This window comes from Neobacillus niacini (genome assembly GCF_000759675.1).
Classification (GTDB): Bacteria; Bacillota; Bacilli; order Bacillales; family Cytobacillaceae; genus Neobacillus; species Neobacillus niacini_A.
The window spans coordinates 113,139-135,535 of record NZ_BAWM01000114.1; the positions used below are offsets into that span (position 1 = coordinate 113,139).

Below are 22,397 nucleotides of genomic sequence, written 5' to 3' on the forward strand. Positions count from 1 at the left end.
CGCAAATCAACGGACAATTTTAACACTTCCATTTCTTTATTTATGAAACTGTTATAAACTAATAAAAGCAAAAAACATTTACAAAAGTGAAGGTGAACCATGAAAGAATTTATTTTCTCTGTTTTAGAGTTCTTATCAGAGTTAGGTTACTTCGGAATAGCACTAGGTTTGATGATAGAAGTAATTCCTAGTGAAATAGTCTTAGGATATGGCGGTTATATGATTTCGGAAGGAATTCTCGGCTACCCAGGTGCGATCATTGCTGGAACAATTGGTGGAACCCTTGCACAGCTATTCCTCTATTGGGCTGGGTATTACGGAGGACGTCCATTTTTAGAAAAGTACGGTAAATATGTCTTTATTAAAAAGAAGCAAATTGACCTATCTGAGCAATGGTTTAGAAAATATGGAGTCGGAGTCATTTTCTTTGCCCGCTTTATTCCTGTTGTCCGGCATGCGATCTCCATCCCAGCAGGGATTGCTAAAATGTCTGCAGCAAAATTCACTCTTTATACAGTTGCAGCTGTTATTCCTTGGACCATTCTATTCCTTTATCTAGGACATGCGTTAGGGGAAAATTGGTCGCATATTAAAGAATATGCAGCGCAATATACAATGCCTATTATTATCGGTGCAGTCATTCTTGGTGTCATTTATTTCTTAGTAAAGAAAACCAAAAAAACAACTACTGAATAATTACAGTGGTTGTTTTTTTTTGACATCAAAGCTTCATTTGATTTTTTAGTGATTAGAAAATAAAATAGACAACATACATGCTTTCTGTCGAAAACATTAGATTTATGTCGAAAGGATTGATTGTTTGAAAAAGTTTGGTTTAGCTTGGCAAATTTTAGTCGGATTAATACTTGGGATTGCTGTAGGTGCGATTTTTTACGGAAATCCTGAGGTGCAAACATATTTACAGCCTATCGGGACGATCTTTATCCGCCTGATAAAAATGATTGTAATCCCAATCGTGGTATCTAGTTTAATTGTTGGTGTTGCAGGAGTAGGAGATATTAAAAAACTTGGAGCATTAGGTGGTAAAACGATTCTTTACTTTGAAATTATTACTACCATTGCGATCATTATCGGCCTAGGTGCAGCCAATCTGTTTCAGCCTGGTACTGGCATTAATATGGATAATTTAAGCAAGAAGGATATTGGCGGATATATTTCCACAACAGAACAAGTGGAAAGCCATAGCTTTGCAGATACATTTGTTAATATTGTCCCTCAAAATCTATTTGAATCACTTGTAAAAGGTGATATGCTTGCAATTATTTTCTTTTCTGTCTTTTTTGGCCTCGGAGTCGCCGCAATAGGTGAGAAAGGGAAACCAGTATTAGCATTTTTTCAAGGAACAGCTGAAGCCATGTTTTATGTTACAAACCAAATCATGAAATTTGCTCCTTTTGGTGTTTTTGCCCTTATCGGGGTAACTGTTTCAACCTTTGGAGTTTCCTCCTTAATTCCCTTGAGTAAGTTAATTTTCACGGTATATGGAGCCATGGCATTCTTTATTATAGTTGTTTTAGGATTGGTTGCTAAAATCGTCGGAATTAATATCTTTAACCTAATTCGCATTCTTAAAGATGAATTAATCCTTGCTTATTCTACAGCGAGCTCAGAAACTGTACTACCAAAGGTTATGGAAAAAATGGAACGATTCGGCTGCCCTAAGGCAATTGCATCTTTCGTCATTCCGACTGGATATTCTTTTAACCTTGATGGGTCTACCCTTTATCAAGCATTAGCGGCCATCTTTATCGCACAAATGTATGGCATTGACCTTTCCATTAGTCAGCAAATATCGCTTATGCTGGTGCTTATGGTGACGTCTAAAGGAATAGCTGGGGTTCCAGGCGTATCCTTCGTTGTTTTATTGGCTACCTTGGGGTCTGTTGGAATTCCATTAGAAGGCTTGGCATTTATCGCTGGAATTGACCGAATTCTAGATATGGCCAGAACGGTGGTCAATGTGGTTGGTAACTCGCTGGCTGCGGTTGTCATGTCAAAATGGGAAAAGCAATTTGATACAGAAAAAGCCGAGAAGTATATAAATGAGATAAAAGAAGTAAAAACTGCCATTCAATAAAATAAGGCTGTCTGGAGAAAATTCCAGGCAGCCTTTGTTTTTTATAGCATAATGCTCGTGATTGCAGCTGTTAATAAGCTTACAAGTGTTGCTCCGTATAGTAATTTCAATCCAAACTTTGCTACTTGATTTCCTTTTGCTTCATTCAGACCCTTTACGGCACCCGTGATAATTCCAATCGATGAAAAGTTCGCAAAGGATACAAGAAACACGGAAATAATTCCAACTGTTCTACTTGATAGAGAATCTGAGATCTTTGCTAAATCCATCATCGCCACAAACTCATTTGACAATAATTTCGTTGCCATAATGGTGCCGGCCTCTACCATCTCTGCTGCAGGAACTCCAATAATAAAGGCAAGTGGTGAAAACACATAACCCAGGACCATCTGGAAGCTGATTCCAAAAATAGCTTCAAATACATAATTAATCATACTAATTAAAGCAACAAAACCAATTAGCATGGCTCCAACAATAATGGCTACCTTGAATCCATCCATAATATATTCCCCAATGACTTCGAAGAAGGTTTGTTTTTCTTCCTCTTGAATATCAATAATATCCTCTTCCGCTGAAACCTCGTAAGGATTAATGATATTGGCAACCATGAAACCACCAAATAAGTTTAATACCAATGCCGTAATCACATATTTCGGATCGATCATCGTCATATACGCCCCTAATATTGAGGCAGAAACCGTTGACATGGCTGAAGTACATAATGTGTACAGTCGGTGTTCAGGTATATAAGGAAGCTGTTTTTTTACAGAGATAAACACCTCAGATTGACCGAAAATAGCAGATGCAACTGCATTATAGGATTCTAATTTACCTAAACCATTTACCTTACTTAAAATGATGCCTAGATAACGAACGATAATAGGAAGGACCCTAATGTGCTGTGCAATTCCAATTAATACTGAGATAAACACGATTGGCAGGAGGACATTTAAGAAAAATGGACCCGCTCCTTTATTCGCCATTCCTCCGAAAACAAAGTTTATTCCCTCTGCAGCGTAACTTAAAAGATGGTCGAACAATGTAGAGACTGCTGTAATAATGACAAATCCGACTTCGGTATTAAGCAGCAAAAAAGCAAAAATAAGCTGTAATACTAGCATTGTAACAAGTGGTTTAACTTTAATCCTTTTCTTATTGTTACTAACGATATAGGCTAACAAAAAGATGACAACGATTGCAGCCAAAAACAGAACATATTTCAAAGTATTTTTCTCTCCTATTCGTGATGTCCTTAGCTAAGAAGTTAGAAAACACCATTAATTTCGACAAATATCGACATATTCAATCACAAAAATGAGTATAATGGTAACGGTTACTTGTGTCAATCGAATAAAATATAGTAATAAAATTCAGGTTTTTCACTTTTTATTATTCCTTCCTCCACTTTTCTTATTCTTATAACAAAAAAAACCACCAGATAGGTGGAATTTTAATCAATCATTATTAACTCTACTTAGTCTTTGCTGTTTCAATAACACGTTTCATTGCATGAATGTGCCCTAAATGCAAATTCTCATGAAAAAGAGCAAAATTAACAAGTTCACCAAACGTTTCCTGTCCAAGAAATGGCTCTTTCAACTTCATGTTGAGGCTTTCAACTGAAATCTCCTTCATTCTTTTTAATTGTTCTTTTAACTGACTAGTCAAGACTGAAACAGAAGGAACATCTCCTTGCCAGTCTGCCGGTTTCGTTCCTCTTGCGAATAATTCCATATAGTTTGCTGGTAAATGGCTTGTCTTTTTAGGAAAACCAAACATTATATTTTCTGCAGTCGTTAATACGTGTCCAATATGCCAATGAATCGTGTTGTTAAACCCTTCAGGTTGTATGTCAGCAAGGCCTTCCTCAACTGCCTCAACATTCTTGATAAAAAAACTTCTCGTAAGCTCCATGTTATTAAACAAAAGCTGGCTCATTCTATTATTCCTCCCTCTTCTTCATCGCTCTTTTTCATAATAATTAGTATCAATATTTATTACATTTCTTCTGGGGCTTCAATTCCTAATAATCTCAGACCTTCTTTTAGAACAATCGTAACGGAAGATACAAGAGCTAATCGAGCTTGTTGTTCTGCACCATTTTCAAGAATTTTTACCTCGCCATAATATTTATTGAAGGCTTGAGCGAGGTCAACAATATATTTGGCAATTTGGGATGGATCGAACTGTTCAAACGCTCTTTTAATAGCATTTGTAAATTCCATAAGCAAACTAACAACCTTCCACTCCTTTTCCCAGGATGGAGAAGATGTTTGGACAACATGATCTATTTGCCAATTTGCTTTACGTAAAATAGAGCAAGCCCTTGCATAAGTATATTGGACATAAGGACCGGTTTCTCCTTCAAAACGGAGCATTTCTTCCAGTGAAAATTCTATATCATTCATTCTAAAGTTCTTTAAGTCATGGAACATGACTGCTCCTACCCCCACCTTTTTGGCTACGGCATCTTTATTTGTGAGGTTTGGATTTTTTTCTTCAATATTATGTCTTGCCATAGAAATAGATTCATTTAATACTTCCTCTAATAAGACGACCTTTCCTTTTCTTGTCGACATCTTCTTTCCATCTTTAAGCATCATCCCGAAAGGAATGTGGACCATATTTTTTGCCCATGCATACCCCATCTTTTCTAACACAGCGATTAACTGTTTAAAATGGAGACTCTGTTCATTACCGACGACATACAATGACAAATCAAAGTCATAGTTTTCTTTACGGTAAAGGGCTGCTGCTAAATCTCGCGTTGCGTAAAGGGTTGCTCCATCGGATTTTTTAATTAAGCATAGAGGCAATCCTTCGTCTGTTAGTTCTACAACCTGAGCCTGGTCAGATTCTATTAGTAATTGTTTTTCCTCTAATAGCTGAACGACACGGTCCATTTTATCATTATAAAAAGCTTCCCCTGCAAAGGAATCAAAGTGAATGTTCATTAATTCGTATATTCTTGAAAACTCTTTTAAGGACTCATCACGGAACCACTGCCACAGAGAAATGGCTTCCTCATCACCGTCTTCAAGTTTTTTAAACCAGGTTCTTCCCTGTTCGACGAGTGAAGGATCGCTCTCTGCTTCATCGTGGAACTTAACATAGAGGGTTAATAATTCCTTAATCGGGTTTTGTTTGACCCTCTCTTCTTCTCCCCATAGCTTATATGCCGTAATAAGTTTACCGAACTGAGTACCCCAGTCACCTATATGGTTAATTCTAATAGGCTTATATCCGCATTTTTCTACAATGAATGCTAAAGAGTTTCCTATGACCGTTGAACGCAAATGGCCCATTGAAAAGGGCTTCGCGATATTGGGTGATGACAGGTCAATCGTGACAGGACGGTTATTTCCGATGTCTAGAGCACCATACTTATCCTTTTGCTTGATAATTTCAGCAACCGTATCTTCCGAAACCAATTTTTTATTTAAGAAGATATTCAGATAGGCACCCACTACTTCAATCTTCTCAAAAGTTGGCGATTGGATTTTTACACTTAACTCTTGAGCAATAATATTTGGCGATTTTCTTTTTACTTTTGCTAATGAGAAACAAGGAAAGGCTAAATCACCGTGCAGTTGATTTTTAGGCTTCTCAATTAACATTTCAAGCTCTTTTACTTGCATTTCATGACCTAGCACTTCAAATAATATTTCTGCAAGCTCCTGTTTATACTTCATTTTTCTAGACCTCCTATTTCTTTTTTTTATAAAAAGTCTGTGTTAAAATTGTCTGTTGATTTCCACTCCAGGCACTTCGCTTTCCGCGGGCGGCCCGGGGAGCCTCCCGCAGGAGTCTTCGTGCCTTCCGCTTCAATCAACAGAGTGCCAACATCAAAAATTAGCTTTAACACAGCCAATAAATACAAAAAACTCCCGTCTCTATGTTGAAGAGACGAGAGTTAACTCGCGGTACCACTCTACTTGTTCAAAAGAACCAGCTTGGCTTGTTAACGGAGGACTTCTCCGGTTTGCCCTACTTTCTTCAGGCAAACATCTCAAAAGTGCGCTTCATCCCCTGTTTCGTATCAGGCTCACACCGTCCCTGACTCGCTTCGACTTCCCAGAAAATTACTCTCTTTTTCATTGATTTTATCAGACTTAATTGATAGTTATTATACTGGATAATAAAGGATTTATCTAGTCGTTGCTGATTATTATTTCAAATTGGGCATCTTATCCGTAAAGGAGGGATATCATGGCCAGAAGAAATAAAATTCTCGTCCCTGAGGCAAGGCATGGATTAGATGCCTTAAAGGCGAAGGTCGTTCAGGCGCAAAATCCAGAGAACGCCAAATTCGAGGCAGCCGAAGAGGTTGGTGTTCCTTTAAAGAAAGGCTACAATGGACAACTCACTTCACAGCAAGCGGGTAAGGTCGGCGGCAGACTAGGCGGTAGTATGGTCCGTGAGCTTGTTAAAATGGCACAGGAAAATATGGCTAAAAAAAGGTAAGCAGTGGGACCCCACTGCTTACTTATGACCCGGTGGACCGATAATGCCTTACTCCAAATTGCCATACGAGAAAACAAGGAAGAATAAAAAGGCTGCCTGCAAGAGGAGTCAGCATATAAAGAATTTCATCGCCTTTTGTTTTTCCAAGAATAAACAATAACGGAAGGTAATTTACGGTTCCGAAGGGGATAACATAGGTAAAGAACCGTGCCACCCACTTTTGGTAAATATTTAACGGGTATTGGGCCATCTCTCGGCCGCCATCCGTAAAGATATTTGCTACTTCTAGACCCTGTACCGTCCAAAAACACATCGTAGCTGCCAGCATATAGATACCCGTGAAGATTAATACCCCGCTGGTAATCATAAAAAACAGGGTGAGTGCCTTAAGAATACTCCATTCAATGGGGAGATTATTCAATGCCCAAATTAGTACGATAGCACTTTGAAGCAGCCTGCCTATTCGCGTGAATTCAAATTTTGACCCGAGTACTTGAAGAAAAGTGCTTCGTGGTCGTACAAGAACTCGGTCAAAATCTCCCTTAATGATCAGACTGGAAAAAGTGTCAAATCCGCGTGCAAAACACTCGCTTAACGAAAATGCCATGTGAATCACAGCAAAACAAAGAGCCACCTCAAAGAACTCCCAGCCTTTTATTTGCCCAAATCGTTCAAACAAAAAGTAGAGTCCCGCAAAAATCGAGAAAGGAATGAAAAACTGCCCGATTGATAATAGCCAAAATGATGTACGGTATTGCATTTGTGATTTAAATAAGATTAAAAGATACTTAAAATAAAGACTCATCTCTCATTATCCCCCCTGTACGACGACTCTTTTTAATACGCTGTTAAGCGCCAGTTTTCCTAACCATAGGAGACCTAAAAGATATCCTAATTGAATAAAAACTCCAATAATGGCGTCACTTTGTGCAATATGTCCTGAATAAACACGGAATGGAAAATCTGCAGTCCAGCGGAATGGCAGGACATAGGCGATTTTTTGCAGCCACAGTGGCATTAGTGGAATTGGTATAATCAACCCTGCAAAAAATTCCCCTAGAACTCCAAATATTAATAGTGAACCCATTGGAGATAAAGTCACAAAAACAGAAATATATAAGAACATCGAAATCGCTACTAATAGTAGTAAGCCTAATAAAAGGGTAATGACAAATAAGATAAAGGTTATAACATTTGGAGGAAGTGTCATGTTGTAGGGTTTTGGTAAAAAGAAAGCCACAAGTAAGATCGGATAGCAGCGTAATAACGCACTGGACAACCTCTGTGCCAGAAGTTTTGCAAACCAGAAACCATATAAATCTGTTGGCCGACAAAGTTCATAGGCGATATTGCCGCTTGTAATGAGATCAAATAATTCATTATCACGAAACCAAAGCATAATAAAAGCAAGGAAAGCTTGCTGCAGCCATATATAGGTGATTAGCTCTTTTAAGGATATTGGCGGTGTTACGGCTGTAAATTCATAAAACGCTTCAAAAACCATAATCGAAATGAATCCCCAGAAAAATTGAGTTGCTACTCCAGCCAGCGCAGCAGATCGATACTGCATACCAATTAAGAGTCTTAGTTTTAGTACCGAAGCATATACCTTCATATTTTGAACTCCTTATAAAGCTGGACGATAATATCTTCTATTGGCTGTGATTCGATCGTCACATCGATCAGGTCCACCTTATTCGATAATTGGGTAATGACATCGGAGGTAAGAATCTGTTCTGTATCGATACTTAGTACAGCATGCTCAGGAGTCCAGTGGAGTATGGTGGTCCCAGGAATATCAATGGAAATGGTATTTTTACGGTAATCTGCCGTAATCGTTTTATGCGTTCCAAAACGCTTTCTCAGTTCCTCTAGTTTTCCATCATAAAGCAGACTGCCTTTTCCAATTAAGATCACACGATTGGCTAACGCTTCTATATCATTCATATCATGGGTAGTTAGGACAACCGTTACTCCCTTTTCCTGATTAATGGTTTTGATAAACTGGCGGACCGCTATTTTTGAAACCGCATCAAGTCCAATCGTCGGTTCATCTAAAAATAAAATTTGGGGATTATGTATAAGAGATGCCGCGATTTCACAGCGCATTCGCTGACCTAAACTTAATTGTCTAACTGGAGAGTTAATTATGTCTTTTAATTCTAATGTTTCTATGAGCAGGTCTAATGTCTTTTTATATTCCTGCGTTGGGACGTTGTAAATGTCCTTTAATAGCTCAAAGGAATCGATCACCGGAACATCCCACCAAAGCTGAGAACGCTGACCGAAGACGACCCCTATATTTTTTACATACTCTACCCGGTTCTTCCATGGCGTGAACCCCATAATACTGCACTTTCCCCCGTCAGGAACTAAAATGCCGCTCATGATTTTAATCGTTGTCGATTTACCAGCACCATTCGGACCGATGTATCCAACAATTTCACCTGGATTGATTGTGAAGGAAATATCGTTAAGGGCTTCAACAATCGTATGCTCCCGGTAAAAGAGTGCCTTGGTGGCTTGCAGCAATCCAGTGGAACGCTTAGCCACTTTGAAGGATTTCGTTATGCTATCTAATTTTATCAACTGGTTTTCCCTCCCTTTTTGTCACAGAGAAAAATAGTACCATCTCAAGTAGATGAGTGTCAAGAATTTTCTAAATTGTTTTTGTAGATATTTTGTCACAACATTTTCGATTAATTTTTTATATGATTAGGTTGAAAGGAAGTGGATTATGTTAATAAAACCAAGAAGTGAATCCGATTTATTAAAGATTATGAGAATCTTAAACGCAAGAATGAATTTAAATGAAGATGAAAAGAAGCAGTATTTATACTTGAAGAAAGGATATGAAGGGGAAGTGGCATTTGACCTATTGACGGCATCGAACCTCAATAGTGAAATATATATTCTAAACGATATAATGCTCGAGAGAAACAATTCTAAATTTCAAATTGATACCGTAATGATAGTGCAAAATACGATTTTCCCTTGCGAAGTAAAAAATTATGAAGGTGATTATTATTACCAAAATGATGAATTCAATCTATGTAAAATTAAAAAGCCAATCAGTAATCCCCTCCACCAGTTAAAAAGAAGTGAAACCATGCTCCGCGAATATCTTCAAGATGATGGATTCCATTTTCATATTGAACCCTACCTGATCTTCATAAACCCTGGATTTTTCTTATACCAGGCTCCCCAAAATAATTCGATCATTTTTCCTTCACAACTAAGCTGCTTCATGAAAAAACTAAACTCAAAACCATCAAAACTAAATGGGATGCACCGGAAGCTTGCTGATAAATTAACTGACGGACACACCATTGACTCTCCGTATCCAAAATTGCCTCCATACAACTACCATTCACTTCAAAAAGGGTTAACTTGTGGTACCTGTAACTCACCTTTTATGTACTGTTGCGAAAGAAAAGCTACGTGTAATCATTGCGGTTATGAGGAGGAGGTTGAATCAGCAGTCGTACGGAGTGTAGGAGAATTTAAGCTACTTTTTCCAGACCTAAAATCACCACTAATATTATTCATGATTGGTGCAGGGTGGTCGAGTCTAGAAAGATGATTAGGAAAATTTTAAAGAAGAACTATAAAGCTGTAAGTTATGGGCAATGGGCTTTTTATGAGTAATGTAATAGGGGTTTAAGAAGTATTTCCTTCATTGGTTACCATTTATCTATTTCTATTGCTGTTTCGGTCACCAATGACCTCTATTGGTTACCTCTTTTCTATTTTTCCTTGCTGTTTCGGTCACCCATAGCCTCTATTGGTTACCACTTTTCTATTTTTCCTTGCTGTTTCGGTCACCAATAGCCTCTATTGGTTACCACCTTTCTATCTTCCCTTGCTGTTTCGGTCACCAATAGCCTCTATTGGTTACCACTTTTCTATTTTTCCTTGTGTTTCGGTCATCAATAGCCTCTATTGGTTACCACTTTTCTATCTTCCCTTGCTGTTTCGGTAACCAATGACCTCTATTGGTTACCACTTTTCTATTTTTCCGTAAAAATCGGATCGTGTCTTACAAGGTAGATTTTTTGAAAATTGCAATATGTCAGTTCGTGACTTTGTTGTCCAGTACCCGACTTTGTTGTCATTCAACAGTTGTAGCTTTTGAAAAAAGTTTGATTAAAATTAATTGAACCCTTAATAATCCGATTTTTTTATTTCCGCCAAAAAGTTGAACAGTCTGCCTTATCCAAAATATTAAACTCGATCATTTTATCAAGTAATGAGAAATCAACCGGACTATCCCACGGGAGACGTACCAACCCCTTGGTGTGATCATAGCCAGCCTGCACAATTTTATCAGAAAAATGATTAATCCCTGCCTCTTCAGGAGCAACAGCCAAATGATGTTTGGCTACGCTAAAGCCAATAATATATGTGCCGTGATCGGTAAACATAGGCTGATTCCACTTAATTGCTGGCTCTAAATTTGGGAATTTCTTAGATACCCAAGCCAAAACTTCTTCCGTTCGGTCTCGATGTTGTGGGTTACCAATATGCTCTAAAAATTCTGCAAAAACTTCCATGTCGTTCTCTCCTAAAATAAAAAATATTTTTAATCCACTTATCAACTTTAGATTTTCTCATTCTTTTAGACATAAAAAAACAACCCTTTAGATAATCATATCCAACGGGGTGAAACGGTGCAACTTTTTAAAAACGGTATAACTTTATTCAAAACGGTACGACTTTATTTAAAAGCTACACAGTTTGTTGCTTTAGAATAAAGTTTGATCAAATTAATACTGATAACTTTAATAAATGAACAAAAGGAAAGAGCGTGTTTTGAAAAAAGATTGATTATTTTCTATCTGTGTTACTCCCAATTGCGCCCTTTAATTGAATAAGAAAGCTGTTTTATTCTACAAGTATCGAAATTGCACTATACACTAATAACAAAGCCATAATTACATTAAACTGACTTTTATACGCTGATAAGAACGTTTGAAAAATCGAACCAAACATGCTCCAACAGAAAGTACTCATAAAACCAACAAAAGCCAAAAATAATGAATAAAATAGTAAGCTGAAATTTGATGTGTGATATGGAAGGATGAAGGTTGATATTGCAGTTATGCCATACAATATACCTTTCGGATTTATGAATTGTAAAAGCATTCCTGTTAAAAAACTATTATTCTTGTCCCCATTATTGTCCTTATCATTATTTTTACTAGTAATAATTTTTATAGCAAGATACAACATATAGACTGCACCTAGGATTGTCATAATAAATTCAATTTTCGGAATGAAATTTTCCAGCAAAAGATTAAAATAAATGCACAATAACATTATTACAAAGAAACCTGCACCTACTCCTAAACAAAATCTAATTGTCTTTTTTAACCCGTATTTGTTAGCAAATAACATTGCCATAATATTATTGGGACCTGGTGTAAAACTTGTAACAAAAACATATAGCAAAAACGATAATAAGTGCATTTTGGACTCCCCCTTTGTAATGTGTGTTATAATGACTAAAACGGACATTATAACGTTTTACTTTTTATTGTACAATACGGACGTTATATTGTAAATGCGGGGTGTATTTATGGAGGAAATAAATCTTATCATTGCAAAAAATTTAAAAGCCTTTAGAGAAAGCAAGAAATTAAGTCTTGAAAAGGTTGCAGAATTAACTGGAGTAAGTAAAACGATGATAGGTCAAATTGAAAGGGGAGAATCGAGCCCTACAATTACAACTATTTGGAAAATAGCCAATGGATTAAAGATTTCTTTTACTTCACTAATAAATAGTCCGAAGCCAGATACAAAAGTGGTTTTAAGAAGTGACATTCAATTATTATCTGAAGACAATAGGAAATATCGAGTCTATCCCTACTTTCCCTTTGAAGATGATAAGCGCTTTGAAGTTTATTCAGTCGAGATAGAAAAAGGTGGATTCCTAAGTGCTGATTCGCACGGTGAGGGAACTGAAGAGTTCTTAACTGTTTTTGATGGAGAATTAACTGTCCGTGTAAATAACATTGAATATACAGTAAGAAGTGGTGATTCTATCAGATTCAAAGCTGACAGACCCCATAACTATCATAATTCAGGGAAAACATTAACTCGATTAAGTATGGTCATATATTATCCAGGTTAAAAAAACCGTTCTACAAGAACGGGGATTTACTTCTGTTTTTATTTGTGCCTTTGTATCAATAAAGTTATTAAATTGAACTGCGAGTTAATTTAATAACACAAGCATATTTTTAACTATCTGAATTCGAAAAGATTTGCGGGCGTTTTTTCGGGCTTCTATTCGTGCTTTTTCTCTTGCTTTACCGTCTCACTCACAATCGTGATACATAAGGCTTTTTAGGTTTTAATCAAACGTTTGATTAATTTTTCCCTTTACTAATCAAACGTTTGATTAAATAAAAAAAGAACCGAGAACACATACCAACGGTACGGCTCCCGATTCTTGCAAGCATTACATATTCACCTATTGCCTCCTGCTCAATTCCCAACCGACTTCACACTTTTTTGTCTATCATCAGACTTTTTTGTGTGTCGTCAGGGTTAATTGGTGGGAGACAAGTTCGTTTAAAGTTTTTTACCTCTTACTCAACTGTCACCGATTTAGCAAGGTTACGTGGTTTGTCAACGTCGCAATCGCGGTGTAGAGCTGCATAGTAGGCAAGTATTTGCATTGGTATTACAGAGATAAGTGGTGTTAATAATTCATGTACTTCCGGAATAACGAAGCTGTCTTCGTCCATATTTAGTCCATTCATCGAGATGATGCATGGGTTTGCGCCTCGGGCAACGACTTCTTTTACGTTACCGCGAATGCTTAAGTTTACACTTTCTTGAGTTGCAAGCGCAATAACCGGTGTTCCTTCTTCAATTAAAGCAATCGTACCATGCTTTAATTCTCCACCAGCGAAGCCTTCTGCTTGAATATAAGAGATTTCTTTTAGCTTCAAGGCTCCTTCTAACCCAACATAGTAATCAATTCCGCGTCCAATAAAGAAAGCATTACGTGTTACTGCTAAAAACTCCCTAGAAATATGCTCGATAAGCTCTTTTGAATCACAAAGGACTTCCATTGCATTTGCAACCAGACCCAGTTCGTGGATAAGATCAAATCCTGGATCAAGTTTGCGGCTTTTTGCTGTTACTTCCGCTAAAATAGCCAAAACAGCTAATTGTGCCGTATATGCTTTTGTAGAGGCAACCGCAATTTCTGGACCAGCATGAAGCAATAGAGTATGGTCTGCTTCACGGGAAAGAGTAGAACCAGGCACATTTGTAATCGTTAGTGCTTGATAACCCATTTCCTTAATATTAACAAGAACGGCACGACTATCAGCAGTCTCACCACTCTGAGAAATAAAGACGAATAATGGTTTCTCAGAAAGAAGAGGCATGTTATAGCCAAACTCACTTGAAATATGAACTTCTACAGGGATTTTTGCCAGTTTCTCAATGAACTGCTTACCAACAAGACCTGCATGATAGGAAGTTCCAGCCGCAATAATGTACACACGATCAGAGTTGTTCATGGCAGAGATGATTTCAGGATCAATGGTTAATTCACCTTGTTCATTCTGGTATGCTTGGATAATTTTACGCATTACTGCAGGCTGCTCATCAATTTCTTTTAACATATAATGAGGATAGGTGCCCTTTTCAATATCGCTTGCATCCAATTCTGCAATGTAAGAAGTACGAGTAATTGTTTCCCCATCAAGGTTTTGGATAGTTACATCGTTCTTTGTCACGATCACGATTTCTTTATCCATTAGCTCTACGTATTCATCCGTAACTTGAAGCATAGCCATTGCGTCACTGGCAACAACGTTGAAATCAGCACCTAGTCCTACCAATAATGGACTTTTGTTTTTTGCAACAAAAATAGTATCACCGTTTTGTTCGTCCAATAAAGCAAGGGCATAGGAGCCGTGTAACAGACCTAGTGTCTTACGGAAAGCTTCTAATACGTCTAAGCCGTCGTGTACAAATTTTTCAATCATCTGTACGATGACTTCCGTATCCGTTTCACTTACAAACGTAACATCTGCTAAATATTCACGCTTTAAAAGATCATAGTTCTCAATTACACCATTATGCACAAGGGTAAAACGTCCAGATGCACTTTGGTGTGGATGGGAATTTGTTCTGCTTGGAACCCCGTGAGTAGCCCAGCGTGTATGGCCAATTCCGATGTTAGCCATAACATCCAATTCTACAATCTCACGTAAATCAGCAATACGTCCCTTTTCCTTAAAAACACGGACTCCATTTTCGTTCATTACAGCAATTCCAGCTGAGTCATAACCTCTATATTCGAGCTTTTCTAAGCCTTTTAGTAATATTTCTTTCGTATCATTAATTCCAATATATCCAACGATTCCACACATTTTTCTTTTCCTCCCTGATATAGGGGGCAAGAATGCTTTGGAGGCTCACCTTGCCCCCTTATCTCTGTTTTGAAAGGTATCTGTATATACCTTTTTCTTTTTATTGCTATGTTTAGTATGCGCATTTCCTTCTCTTTGTGCACCAAGTTGCCTCGGTGTTTTAAAGAAGAAACAATCGGTTGTGCGTTCAACCGGGAGGTATCCGCCGAACATTCGATAAACCTCCTCCTCGTCAACTAACCCACCATGGTTAGTTCAGGCGCTTTTATTAATACGTTTTTATCCACTATCCTCCTTTTAAAATTTATATTGCTTTTAAGAAACAAAGCAAATTAATCGTAACTGATGAATCAGCATTCGTCAACAAAATAATAAAAATGGCAAAGTTGTTTGACTTTACCAATTACATAATAAAATATGCATAAAGGAAGTGTTACGTTCCCTTATGCATGTACAAATGTATGTCTATTCTTTTAATTCCATTTCTTCCTTTACTACAGTCACAATTCGGTCTACATATGCTGCGCATAATTCTTCTGTAGGTGCCTCCGCCATTACTCGAACCAGAGGTTCTGTACCTGATGGTCGAACGAGAATACGACCGTTTCCATTCATTTCCGCCTCAACCTGCTCAATAACCGTTTTTACCTTTTCATTATCCGTGACATGGTACTTATCTGTTACTCGGACATTAACCAGCTTCTGAGGGAACTTTTTCATATCTGCAGCTAATTCAGATAATGTTTTCTGAGTTGATTTCATAATATTTACTAATTGCAATCCAGTTAGCAGGCCGTCTCCAGTTGTATTGTAATCCAAGAAAATGATGTGTCCAGATTGCTCGCCACCGAGATTAAATCCATTCTTCTTCATTTCCTCGACAACATAGCGATCCCCAACTGCTGTTGGAACACTGTGAATTCCGTGTCCTTCTAAGCCTTTATAGAATCCAAGGTTACTCATTACGGTTGAAACAATCGTACTATGTTTAAGACGACCCTGTTCCTTCATGTATTTCCCGCAGATAAACATTATTTGGTCGCCATCTACGATATTACCCTTTTCATCAATAGCAATTAAACGGTCACCATCGCCATCAAACGATAGACCCACATCGGCACCCTTTTCCTTTACCAATACCGCTAATGCTTCTGGATGTGTCGAGCCGACACCAGCATTAATATTAATGCCATTAGGTGAAGCTCCCATGACTGAAATATCTGCATCCAAATCTGCAAATAGATGTGTTGCAAGTGAAGAAGTAGCTCCATGAGCACAATCTAAGGCAATATGAATACCTGAGAAATCTTCATCCACTGTATTTTTCAAGTATTGCAGGTACTTTTGTCCGCCTTCAAAATAATCCATAACTTGACCTAAATCTGCACCAACTGGTCTTGGTAATTGATCATCTGTTTTATCGATTAATTCTTCAATTTCATTTTCCTGCTCATCAGAAAGCTTAAATCCATCAGGACCGAAAAATTTAATGCCGTTGTCAGCCACCGGATTATGGGAAGCAGAAATCATTACTCCAGCTTCAGCCCCCAGCGCCTTTGTTAAATAGGATACACCTGGTGTTGAAATAACACCTAAGCGCATTACCTCTGCACCAATTGAAAGTAATCCAGCTACCAGTGCTCCTTCCAGCATATGTCCGGAAACACGGGTATCACGACCGATTAGCACTTTTGGTCTGTCCTTGTCCTTTGTTAATACAAACCCACCGAAACGCCCCAGCTTAAATGCTAATTCAGGTGTTAATTCACTATTCGCCACTCCGCGGACGCCATCGGTACCAAAGTATTTTCCCATTATCAAAATCGCTCCTTATCATGTATACTGCTGTGTTTTATGCGTTGGCTCTCGTTATCGTAATTTTTGCTGACGATTTATCAGGTTTCCAATTTACATCCGGTGGTCCATTTACTTGAATCGGGACGTTATGATTACCCTCTGTAAAACCTGTTAAATCAACGAAAATATTGAAGTTGTTTGGTCCTAGACCTGTTACTGCACCTGGTCCAAAGACTAATAAATTTACTAATCGATTGGCTGGGTCGTTGATGACCGCTTCAAAATCTTCGGATAAGTTCCTAATATTTATCGGGATCCCTGATACGGTCGTCTCTTCCTCTTTTTTAACCACCACGGTTACCTCTACGGTTTCAGGTGTTACTTTCGTTATTCCATTGGAGATAATCACTGGTAAAGTTATGGTCGTATTATCACTTATCTTACTTACGTCAACTTCGACACGGACATTATCAGTATCTTTTAATACATCCTCTTCACCAGAAATCACTGCTTCTTTTACATCTAAGTCTATCGATTCAATCGTGACCCCGGCTGGTGGTGTTCCTTTTTCAATGATATTTATTGGAACTGTTTTATCATTGCTTTTTATCGGAATCGTAACTTCTACTTTTGCCGGCTCAACCACTACATTCAGTTTATTTAATTCCTTATCAAGTACTTGTACCTGTGCTTCTTTTGAGACTGTACTATCAAGAAGATCTCTGCCTTCAAGTGTTGCCTTAACATATGTAATCCGATCGATTACATCTTTCGCACCTGTTATTTTAACTTTATTTGGCTTAACGGTAGGTTGTCCTGCTGTATAACCAGCCTTTACCAAATCACTATCAAATTCAGCCTCTACCGTAAACTCCGTTGTTACTTTTTCCTGGATTGCTACGGTTAAAGAACTAGGTTTGATTGTTGCTTTTAACTTTTCAGATAACCCGCTTACTTCAAATTTCACCTTTTGATTACCTATATTAGCATTGGTTAAATCTACAAAAACCTCAAAGTTTTTTAAAGCCTTTGCGGATTGAACATGTGGCATTGGACCTTCGATGGTTACTTCCACCGTGTCCGGTATTCCTGAAACTACAAGGTTTTCGGTATCATAATAAGCTTTTACTGGAATATCTGCTAAGGTTTCTGTGGTGTTTTCGCCAGGTACATTAATTTCTGTTGTTTTCCCCCCAGAATTTGGGACAGCAGAATAAAGTAGTACTGCCATTAATAACGCCAGTATTTTTATAAACCAGGGATTATCCATCAATTTATCCATTATTTTTTCCCCTCCAGTTCCAACGAGCTGAAGAAGCCGGTTTTACTTTTGTACTAGTAATAATTAAATCATGAGAAATTAATTCTTTAAATCCTTCTAATGTTAAATTTCGATGAAGCTCCCCATTTTTGGTTAAAGATATATTTCCGGTTTCTTCAGAAACTACTACCGTAATACTGTCTGTCACTTCACTTATTCCTAAAGCGGCACGATGTCTTGTACCAAGCTCCTTTGAGATAAAAGGGCTTTCTGACAAAGGAAGATAACAAGCAGCTGCGGCTACATTATTTTTTTGGATAATAACAGCCCCATCATGGAGTGGTGTATTTGGAATAAAAATATTTATGAGTAATTCAGAAGAAATTTTCGCATCTAGTGGAATCCCCGTTTCTATGTAATCACTCATCCCTGTTTCCCTTTCAATGGAAATCAAGGCACCAATGCGCCGTTTAGCCATATAGTCTGTTGCCTTAACAATGGCGTCCACCATTTTCTCTTGTTCCTCATCGTCCGGACCATTGCTTCTTGAAAAAAACCGCCCTCTGCCTAATTGCTCAAGGGCTCTCCGGAGCTCAGGCTGAAAGATAATGATTACAGCTAAGAATCCCCAATCAATGGCCTGCTGGGTTAACCAGCTTAGCGTATTTAGACCAAAAAACTCACTAACAACTCTTATAAGGAGAATTACCACAATTCCTTTTAATAATTGTACAGCCTTTGTTCCTTTTATTAGGTTTAACAGCTTATATATAACCCACGAAACAAGGAGAATATCAACAATACTAGCTAAGTACTTCCATATATTAAAATCTTCAAAAAACGGCATTGTTTTTCCTCCGTAAATTTGTCTAACTTATAACCTTTTTATTATAACATAAATTAAACCTGTACTTATTATTTATCATATATATACATATCATTAAAAAAAGAAATCACTCACTATGAGTGACTTCTTCTTACTATTCTTCACCTTCATTAAAGATATCAACTACCTCAAAAGCAATCCTTTTCATGTGATACCAAATCCAATCAAATACTTCATTAACCTCTTCTATTTGTCCGGTTACATGTCCAGCAGAAGCTAGGTACTTTTCTCCGTTTATTATGGTTACATCTCCTTGAACTTCACCTTCAATTTTTAGTACTCCATTACGAACAACAACATCGCCCTTTACTACTTCCCCTTCAGGGACAATTACCGTATCGTTTTGAATTACTAAGTTTTCCTGTTTGGAAACTGAAAATTCACGTTCTTGATTCCATGTTGAAAATACGCTTCCTGTCATAAGGACTAAAAATAATGACGCGGCAGCAATTAGCGGATGATTTCGTAACCATCTTTGCATGCCAACCTTTTTCCTTTCTTTGGGCAGGCTGGCCATTACTTTAGCCGTAAAATTGGGAGGTGACTGCATTCTAGAAGTACCTTTTACAACAGCAATTGTCTTCTTAAATTCATTGAAAATTGTCTCACACTCTTTACAGCTTTTGAGGTGGTCTCTTAAAATCATCTCATTTTGGGGTTCAATTTCATCATCTAAATATTCATGCATTAACTCAACGATTTCTTCATCACACTTCAACGTGTTTCACCTCTTATCACACATAACGTAATTGTTGACGTAACGCCTCGCGTCCACGATGGATACGCGTTTTGACTGTGCCTAGTGGCAAATCAAGGATTTCACTTATTTCATTTAATGACAACTCTTCGATATATTTTAAAACAATAACAGATCTGTATTTTTCAGGCAGCTTCAAAATTTCCTTTTGAACAGATTCTTGAAGTTCAAGACTTTCTAATTCCTTTTCAGGTAAAGGAGAATTGGATGCCAGCTGTGAATACATAGTGAGACCGTCTGTTCCCGAGACTTCTGCATCCAGGTAGTAATCTGGCTTTTTCTTTCTAATCCTGTCTATACACAAATTTGTTGCAATCCGATATAACCAAGTTGAAAACTTTAAATCCTGATTAAATGATTTGATATTAACATATGCACGGATAAAGGCTTCCTGTGCAATGTCCTCTGCTTCATGGCGATTTCCCAGCATTCGAAAACCAAGCTGATAAATACCATTACTATATATTTCAACAATTTCAGCAAAAGCATCTTGATCGCCTTTTATTACCTGTTTAATTCTTTTTTTTATAAGGGCTTCCATTTATTCTTCTCAGCTCCAATGCGGCTATACAATCTTACGAATCAATAGCAAAAAGGTTTCAATATAAATAATATCTTTCTTACATACTTTTTATATTAACAAATATTAACTAATTTGGATAAAAGGAAGCTTAAAAGTTTTTTAAATGTGGGAAGTGTTAGCGGAAATAATAACAGCAGCTTTCAAGGAAAGCCGCTGACTAATGATTAAAGTAATTTTTCACCAAATAAGGAGCCCATCAATTCAACAGCTGCTCTTGCCGTTTTGTTCTTTTCGTCTAAAATAGGGTTGACCTCAACAAATTCTGCTGAAGTAATAATCTTCGCCTCTTCAAGCATTTCCATTGCCAAATGACTCTCACGATAACTAATCCCGCCCATAACAGGGGTTCCTACACCTGGAGCATCATTTGGGTCTAATCCATCTAAATCTAGTGATAGGTGAACGCCATCTGTTCTTTCTTTTAGATAGGCAATCGTTTCTTCTATCACCTTTGCCATCCCTAGTCTGTCAATCTCATGCATGGTGTATACTTTTATGCCTTTTTCTTTAATTAGATCTTTTTCACCATCATCAAGCGATCTTGCACCAATGATAACAACGTGCTCTGGTTTTACCTTTGGGGTATACCCTCCGATATCTGTTAAAGAATGATGACCAATCCCTAAACTTACTGCTAACGGCATCCCATGTATATTCCCAGAAGGTGAGGTTTCTGCTGTATTCAAATCACCATGTGCATCATACCAAATAACACCTAAGTTCTTATAATGCTTAGAAACACCCGCTAATGTACCAATGGCAATGCTATGGTCTCCTCCCAAAACAAGCGGGAATGAACCAGATTGAATGACTACATCAACTTTTTCTGCAAGCAATGTACTTTTTTCAGCTACGAGATCTAAATTCCTTAAGTTAGATTCTTTATCAATTACCACTTCTGGTCTTCCAATCGGAATGTCACCCATGTCATGAATTTCATCAAAAAGTGGTTTTAGTCGCTCATTTATCCCAGCATACCGGATAGCACTAGGTCCCATGTCCACTCCACGTCTCATTTGACCTAAATCCATCGGCATTCCTACTATAGATAGTTTTCTCATACTTTACCTCCTACCCCTTCATTAATTACTATTTTAACCGCTTTCAAACCAATGACTCAACTCAACAAGATTATGTATATATATACGGTTGACAGCGAACAGAGTATTGTTGCTAATCTATTGACGGATGCTAGCGTTTTATATAGGCATCAACGAGGTTCAGTTGGAATTTCGGTCATCTTTAGTTTTCGTTAGTGACCACTTTTTCTATTCCAGCAAGATTTCGGTCATTTATAATACACATTAGCGACCACTTTTTATATTTTAACAAGATTTCGGTCACTTATAGCCTTCATTAGTGACCACTCTTTCTATTTTAACAAGATTCCGGTCACTTATAGCCCTCATTAGTGACCACTCTTTCTATTTTAACAAGATTTCGGTCACTTATAGCCTTCATTAGTGACCACTCTTTCTATTTTAACAAGATTTCGGTCACTTATAGCCCTCATTAGTGACCACTCTTTCTATTTTTACAAAATTCCGGTCACTCATAGCCTTTGGTGCTTTTGAATCGGCAGTATCTTTAATGAGGACTAGGTCGTGCTTGAATACAAAAAAGCCTTAAATCATTAAATGACTTAAGGCAAATATTTTATGTAGTGTGATGGTGGAGCCTAGCGGGATCGAACCGCTGACCTCCTGCGTGCAAAGCAGGCGCTCTCCCAGCTGAGCTAAGGCCCCAAATGAAGGATTTAAAGTGAGCGATCCCCACCTTGGCAAGGTGGTGTTCTACCACACTGAATTATTTCCGCTTTTCATAGATAAAGACCCTGAGAGATATAAAATCCCTTGGGGTCACTTGTTAAATGATGAGCCATGAAGGACTCGAACCTTCGACCCTCTGATTAAAAGTCAGATGCTCTACCAACTGAGCTAATGGCTCTTGGCTGGGCTAGCTGGATTTGAACCAACGCATGTCGCAGTCAAAGTGCGATGCCTTACCGCTTGGCTATAGCCCAATATTAAGGACATTAACTAGTTTGTCCAATATTTTTTAAAAATATAAGTGGTGGAGGGGGACGGATTCGAACCGCCGAACCCGGAGGGAGCGGATTTACAGTCCGCCGCGTTTAGCCACTTCGCTACCCCTC

Annotated in this window: 21 protein-coding genes, 3 tRNA genes and 1 other annotated feature; of the genes, 5 read left to right on the forward strand and 19 right to left on the reverse strand. The window is 37.8% G+C overall.

Annotated features, from left to right (window positions below; translation table 11 throughout):
- The first annotated feature begins 99 nt into the window (after positions 1 to 99).
- A complete protein-coding gene (locus tag TR08_RS24740; RefSeq protein ID WP_045522774.1) occupies positions 100 to 696 on the forward strand; it encodes a DedA family protein in 597 nt (198 codons plus the stop codon).
- A gap of 124 nt (positions 697 to 820) precedes the next feature.
- Complete coding sequence (locus TR08_RS24745; RefSeq protein ID WP_045522776.1) at positions 821 to 2,098, forward strand: cation:dicarboxylate symporter family transporter; 1,278 nt, start codon at positions 821 to 823, stop codon at positions 2,096 to 2,098.
- Positions 2,099 to 2,139: 41 nt separating this feature from the next.
- On the opposite strand, the gene TR08_RS24750 is transcribed toward TR08_RS24745, so the two are convergent.
- The 3 genes from TR08_RS24750 to argS all read right to left on the reverse strand — a co-directional run bounded on the left by TR08_RS24750 (position 2,140) and on the right by argS (position 5,790).
- Positions 2,140 to 3,321: a NupC/NupG family nucleoside CNT transporter gene (locus tag TR08_RS24750; RefSeq protein WP_045522777.1), complete on the reverse strand. Its 1,182-nt coding sequence runs from the start codon at positions 3,319 to 3,321 to the stop codon at positions 2,140 to 2,142.
- Between the two features lie 247 nt (positions 3,322 to 3,568).
- Entirely contained in the window at positions 3,569 to 4,036 is a 468-nt protein-coding gene (locus TR08_RS24755; RefSeq protein ID WP_045522779.1) for a DinB family protein, read from the reverse strand.
- Positions 4,037 to 4,095: 59 nt separating this feature from the next.
- Complete coding sequence (gene argS, locus TR08_RS24760) at positions 4,096 to 5,790, reverse strand: arginine--tRNA ligase (RefSeq protein WP_045522781.1); 1,695 nt, start codon at positions 5,788 to 5,790, stop codon at positions 4,096 to 4,098.
- A 207-nt stretch (positions 5,791 to 5,997) separates the two neighbouring features.
- Positions 5,998 to 6,205 (reverse strand) — a binding site (T-box leader).
- Between the two features lie 102 nt (positions 6,206 to 6,307).
- On the opposite strand from argS, the gene TR08_RS24765 reads away from it, so the two are divergent.
- Complete coding sequence (locus tag TR08_RS24765) at positions 6,308 to 6,562, forward strand: alpha/beta-type small acid-soluble spore protein (RefSeq protein ID WP_045522782.1); 255 nt, start codon at positions 6,308 to 6,310, stop codon at positions 6,560 to 6,562.
- Positions 6,563 to 6,584: 22 nt separating this feature from the next.
- On the opposite strand, the gene TR08_RS24770 is transcribed toward TR08_RS24765, so the two are convergent.
- The 3 genes from TR08_RS24770 to TR08_RS24780 are packed head-to-tail and all read right to left on the reverse strand — an operon-like array spanning position 6,585 to position 9,151.
- Entirely contained in the window at positions 6,585 to 7,367 is a 783-nt protein-coding gene (locus TR08_RS24770; protein WP_045522784.1) for an ABC transporter permease, read from the reverse strand.
- A 6-nt stretch (positions 7,368 to 7,373) separates the two neighbouring features.
- On the reverse strand, positions 7,374 to 8,177 hold the full coding sequence (locus tag TR08_RS24775; RefSeq protein WP_045522786.1) for an ABC transporter permease: 804 nt from the start codon (positions 8,175 to 8,177) through the stop codon (positions 7,374 to 7,376).
- Positions 8,174 to 9,151, reverse strand: a complete 978-nt coding sequence (locus TR08_RS24780) for an ABC transporter ATP-binding protein (protein WP_045522789.1) — start codon at positions 9,149 to 9,151, stop codon at positions 8,174 to 8,176. The genes TR08_RS24775 and TR08_RS24780 overlap by 4 nt, the downstream gene beginning before the upstream one ends.
- Before the next feature lie 148 nt (positions 9,152 to 9,299).
- On the opposite strand from TR08_RS24780, the gene TR08_RS24785 reads away from it, so the two are divergent.
- The gene (locus TR08_RS24785) at positions 9,300 to 10,145 is read left to right on the forward strand and encodes a nuclease-related domain-containing protein (RefSeq protein ID WP_238579240.1); all 846 of its coding nucleotides are present in this window, start codon (positions 9,300 to 9,302) and stop codon (positions 10,143 to 10,145) included.
- 598 nt (positions 10,146 to 10,743) lie between these two features.
- Here the strand turns inward: TR08_RS24785 and TR08_RS24790 are convergent.
- Together TR08_RS24790 and TR08_RS24795 are read right to left on the reverse strand one after the other, a co-directional pair.
- The gene (locus TR08_RS24790; protein ID WP_045522792.1) at positions 10,744 to 11,115 is read right to left on the reverse strand and encodes an iron chaperone; all 372 of its coding nucleotides are present in this window, start codon (positions 11,113 to 11,115) and stop codon (positions 10,744 to 10,746) included.
- Between the two features lie 331 nt (positions 11,116 to 11,446).
- Positions 11,447 to 12,031, reverse strand: coding sequence for a LysE family transporter (locus tag TR08_RS24795; protein WP_045522794.1), 585 nt, complete (start codon positions 12,029 to 12,031; stop codon positions 11,447 to 11,449).
- A 109-nt stretch (positions 12,032 to 12,140) separates the two neighbouring features.
- Between TR08_RS24795 and TR08_RS24800 the strand changes: the two genes are divergently transcribed.
- Positions 12,141 to 12,695, forward strand: a complete 555-nt coding sequence (locus TR08_RS24800) for a helix-turn-helix domain-containing protein (protein ID WP_045522796.1) — start codon at positions 12,141 to 12,143, stop codon at positions 12,693 to 12,695.
- A 460-nt stretch (positions 12,696 to 13,155) separates the two neighbouring features.
- On the opposite strand, the gene glmS is transcribed toward TR08_RS24800, so the two are convergent.
- The 11 genes from glmS to TR08_RS24850 all read right to left on the reverse strand — a co-directional run bounded on the left by glmS (position 13,156) and on the right by TR08_RS24850 (position 22,265).
- Positions 13,156 to 14,958, reverse strand: coding sequence for a glutamine--fructose-6-phosphate transaminase (isomerizing) (glmS, locus tag TR08_RS24805; protein WP_045522798.1), 1,803 nt, complete (start codon positions 14,956 to 14,958; stop codon positions 13,156 to 13,158).
- Between the two features lie 45 nt (positions 14,959 to 15,003).
- Complete coding sequence (locus tag TR08_RS32815; RefSeq protein ID WP_193747846.1) at positions 15,004 to 15,171, reverse strand: hypothetical protein; 168 nt, start codon at positions 15,169 to 15,171, stop codon at positions 15,004 to 15,006.
- 252 nt (positions 15,172 to 15,423) lie between these two features.
- Entirely contained in the window at positions 15,424 to 16,773 is a 1,350-nt protein-coding gene (gene glmM, locus TR08_RS24810; protein ID WP_045522799.1) for a phosphoglucosamine mutase, read from the reverse strand.
- A gap of 37 nt (positions 16,774 to 16,810) precedes the next feature.
- The gene (locus TR08_RS24815; protein WP_045522801.1) at positions 16,811 to 18,037 is read right to left on the reverse strand and encodes a CdaR family protein; all 1,227 of its coding nucleotides are present in this window, start codon (positions 18,035 to 18,037) and stop codon (positions 16,811 to 16,813) included.
- Positions 18,030 to 18,863 (reverse strand): diadenylate cyclase CdaA, encoded by an 834-nt coding sequence (gene cdaA / locus TR08_RS24820; protein ID WP_045522803.1) that lies wholly within the window; start codon positions 18,861 to 18,863, stop codon positions 18,030 to 18,032. The genes TR08_RS24815 and cdaA overlap by 8 nt, the downstream gene beginning before the upstream one ends.
- Before the next feature lie 133 nt (positions 18,864 to 18,996).
- A complete protein-coding gene (locus TR08_RS24825) occupies positions 18,997 to 19,620 on the reverse strand; it encodes an anti-sigma factor family protein (protein WP_045522805.1) in 624 nt (207 codons plus the stop codon).
- Between the two features lie 16 nt (positions 19,621 to 19,636).
- Entirely contained in the window at positions 19,637 to 20,200 is a 564-nt protein-coding gene (sigW, locus tag TR08_RS24830) for an RNA polymerase sigma factor SigW (RefSeq protein WP_045522807.1), read from the reverse strand.
- Positions 20,201 to 20,406: 206 nt separating this feature from the next.
- Positions 20,407 to 21,303, reverse strand: coding sequence for an arginase (rocF, locus tag TR08_RS24835; RefSeq protein ID WP_045522809.1), 897 nt, complete (start codon positions 21,301 to 21,303; stop codon positions 20,407 to 20,409).
- Positions 21,304 to 21,911: 608 nt separating this feature from the next.
- A tRNA-Ala gene (locus TR08_RS24840) sits at positions 21,912 to 21,987 on the reverse strand.
- Positions 21,988 to 22,116: 129 nt separating this feature from the next.
- Positions 22,117 to 22,189: transfer RNA gene (locus TR08_RS24845), tRNA-Lys, on the reverse strand.
- A gap of 1 nt (position 22,190) precedes the next feature.
- Positions 22,191 to 22,265: transfer RNA gene (locus TR08_RS24850), tRNA-Gln, on the reverse strand.
- Positions 22,266 to 22,397 lie beyond the last annotated feature (132 nt).

Bases quoted from the DNA above. Each gene is read 5' to 3' on its own strand.
- TR08_RS24800 (WP_045522796.1), top strand. From the start codon at position 12,141: ATGGAGGAAATAAATCTTATCATTGCAAAAAATTTAAAAGCCTTTAGA.
- TR08_RS24795 (WP_045522794.1), bottom strand. From the start codon at position 12,031: ATGCACTTATTATCGTTTTTGCTATATGTTTTTGTTACAAGTTTTACA.
- TR08_RS24775 (WP_045522786.1), bottom strand. From the start codon at position 8,177: ATGAAGGTATATGCTTCGGTACTAAAACTAAGACTCTTAATTGGTATG.
- TR08_RS24765 (WP_045522782.1), top strand. From the start codon at position 6,308: ATGGCCAGAAGAAATAAAATTCTCGTCCCTGAGGCAAGGCATGGATTA.
- cdaA (WP_045522803.1), bottom strand. From the start codon at position 18,863: ATGCCGTTTTTTGAAGATTTTAATATATGGAAGTACTTAGCTAGTATT.
- TR08_RS32815 (WP_193747846.1), bottom strand. From the start codon at position 15,171: ATGTTCGGCGGATACCTCCCGGTTGAACGCACAACCGATTGTTTCTTC.
- TR08_RS24770 (WP_045522784.1), bottom strand. From the start codon at position 7,367: ATGAGTCTTTATTTTAAGTATCTTTTAATCTTATTTAAATCACAAATG.
- glmS (WP_045522798.1), bottom strand. From the start codon at position 14,958: ATGTGTGGAATCGTTGGATATATTGGAATTAATGATACGAAAGAAATA.
- rocF (WP_045522809.1), bottom strand. From the start codon at position 21,303: ATGAGAAAACTATCTATAGTAGGAATGCCGATGGATTTAGGTCAAATG.
- TR08_RS24790 (WP_045522792.1), bottom strand. From the start codon at position 11,115: ATGGAAGTTTTTGCAGAATTTTTAGAGCATATTGGTAACCCACAACAT.
- TR08_RS24815 (WP_045522801.1), bottom strand. From the start codon at position 18,037: ATGGATAAATTGATGGATAATCCCTGGTTTATAAAAATACTGGCGTTA.
- argS (WP_045522781.1), bottom strand. From the start codon at position 5,790: ATGAAGTATAAACAGGAGCTTGCAGAAATATTATTTGAAGTGCTAGGT.
- glmM (WP_045522799.1), bottom strand. From the start codon at position 16,773: ATGGGAAAATACTTTGGTACCGATGGCGTCCGCGGAGTGGCGAATAGT.
- TR08_RS24740 (WP_045522774.1), top strand. From the start codon at position 100: ATGAAAGAATTTATTTTCTCTGTTTTAGAGTTCTTATCAGAGTTAGGT.
- sigW (WP_045522807.1), bottom strand. From the start codon at position 20,200: ATGGAAGCCCTTATAAAAAAAAGAATTAAACAGGTAATAAAAGGCGAT.
- TR08_RS24785 (WP_238579240.1), top strand. From the start codon at position 9,300: ATGTTAATAAAACCAAGAAGTGAATCCGATTTATTAAAGATTATGAGA.
- TR08_RS24755 (WP_045522779.1), bottom strand. From the start codon at position 4,036: ATGAGCCAGCTTTTGTTTAATAACATGGAGCTTACGAGAAGTTTTTTT.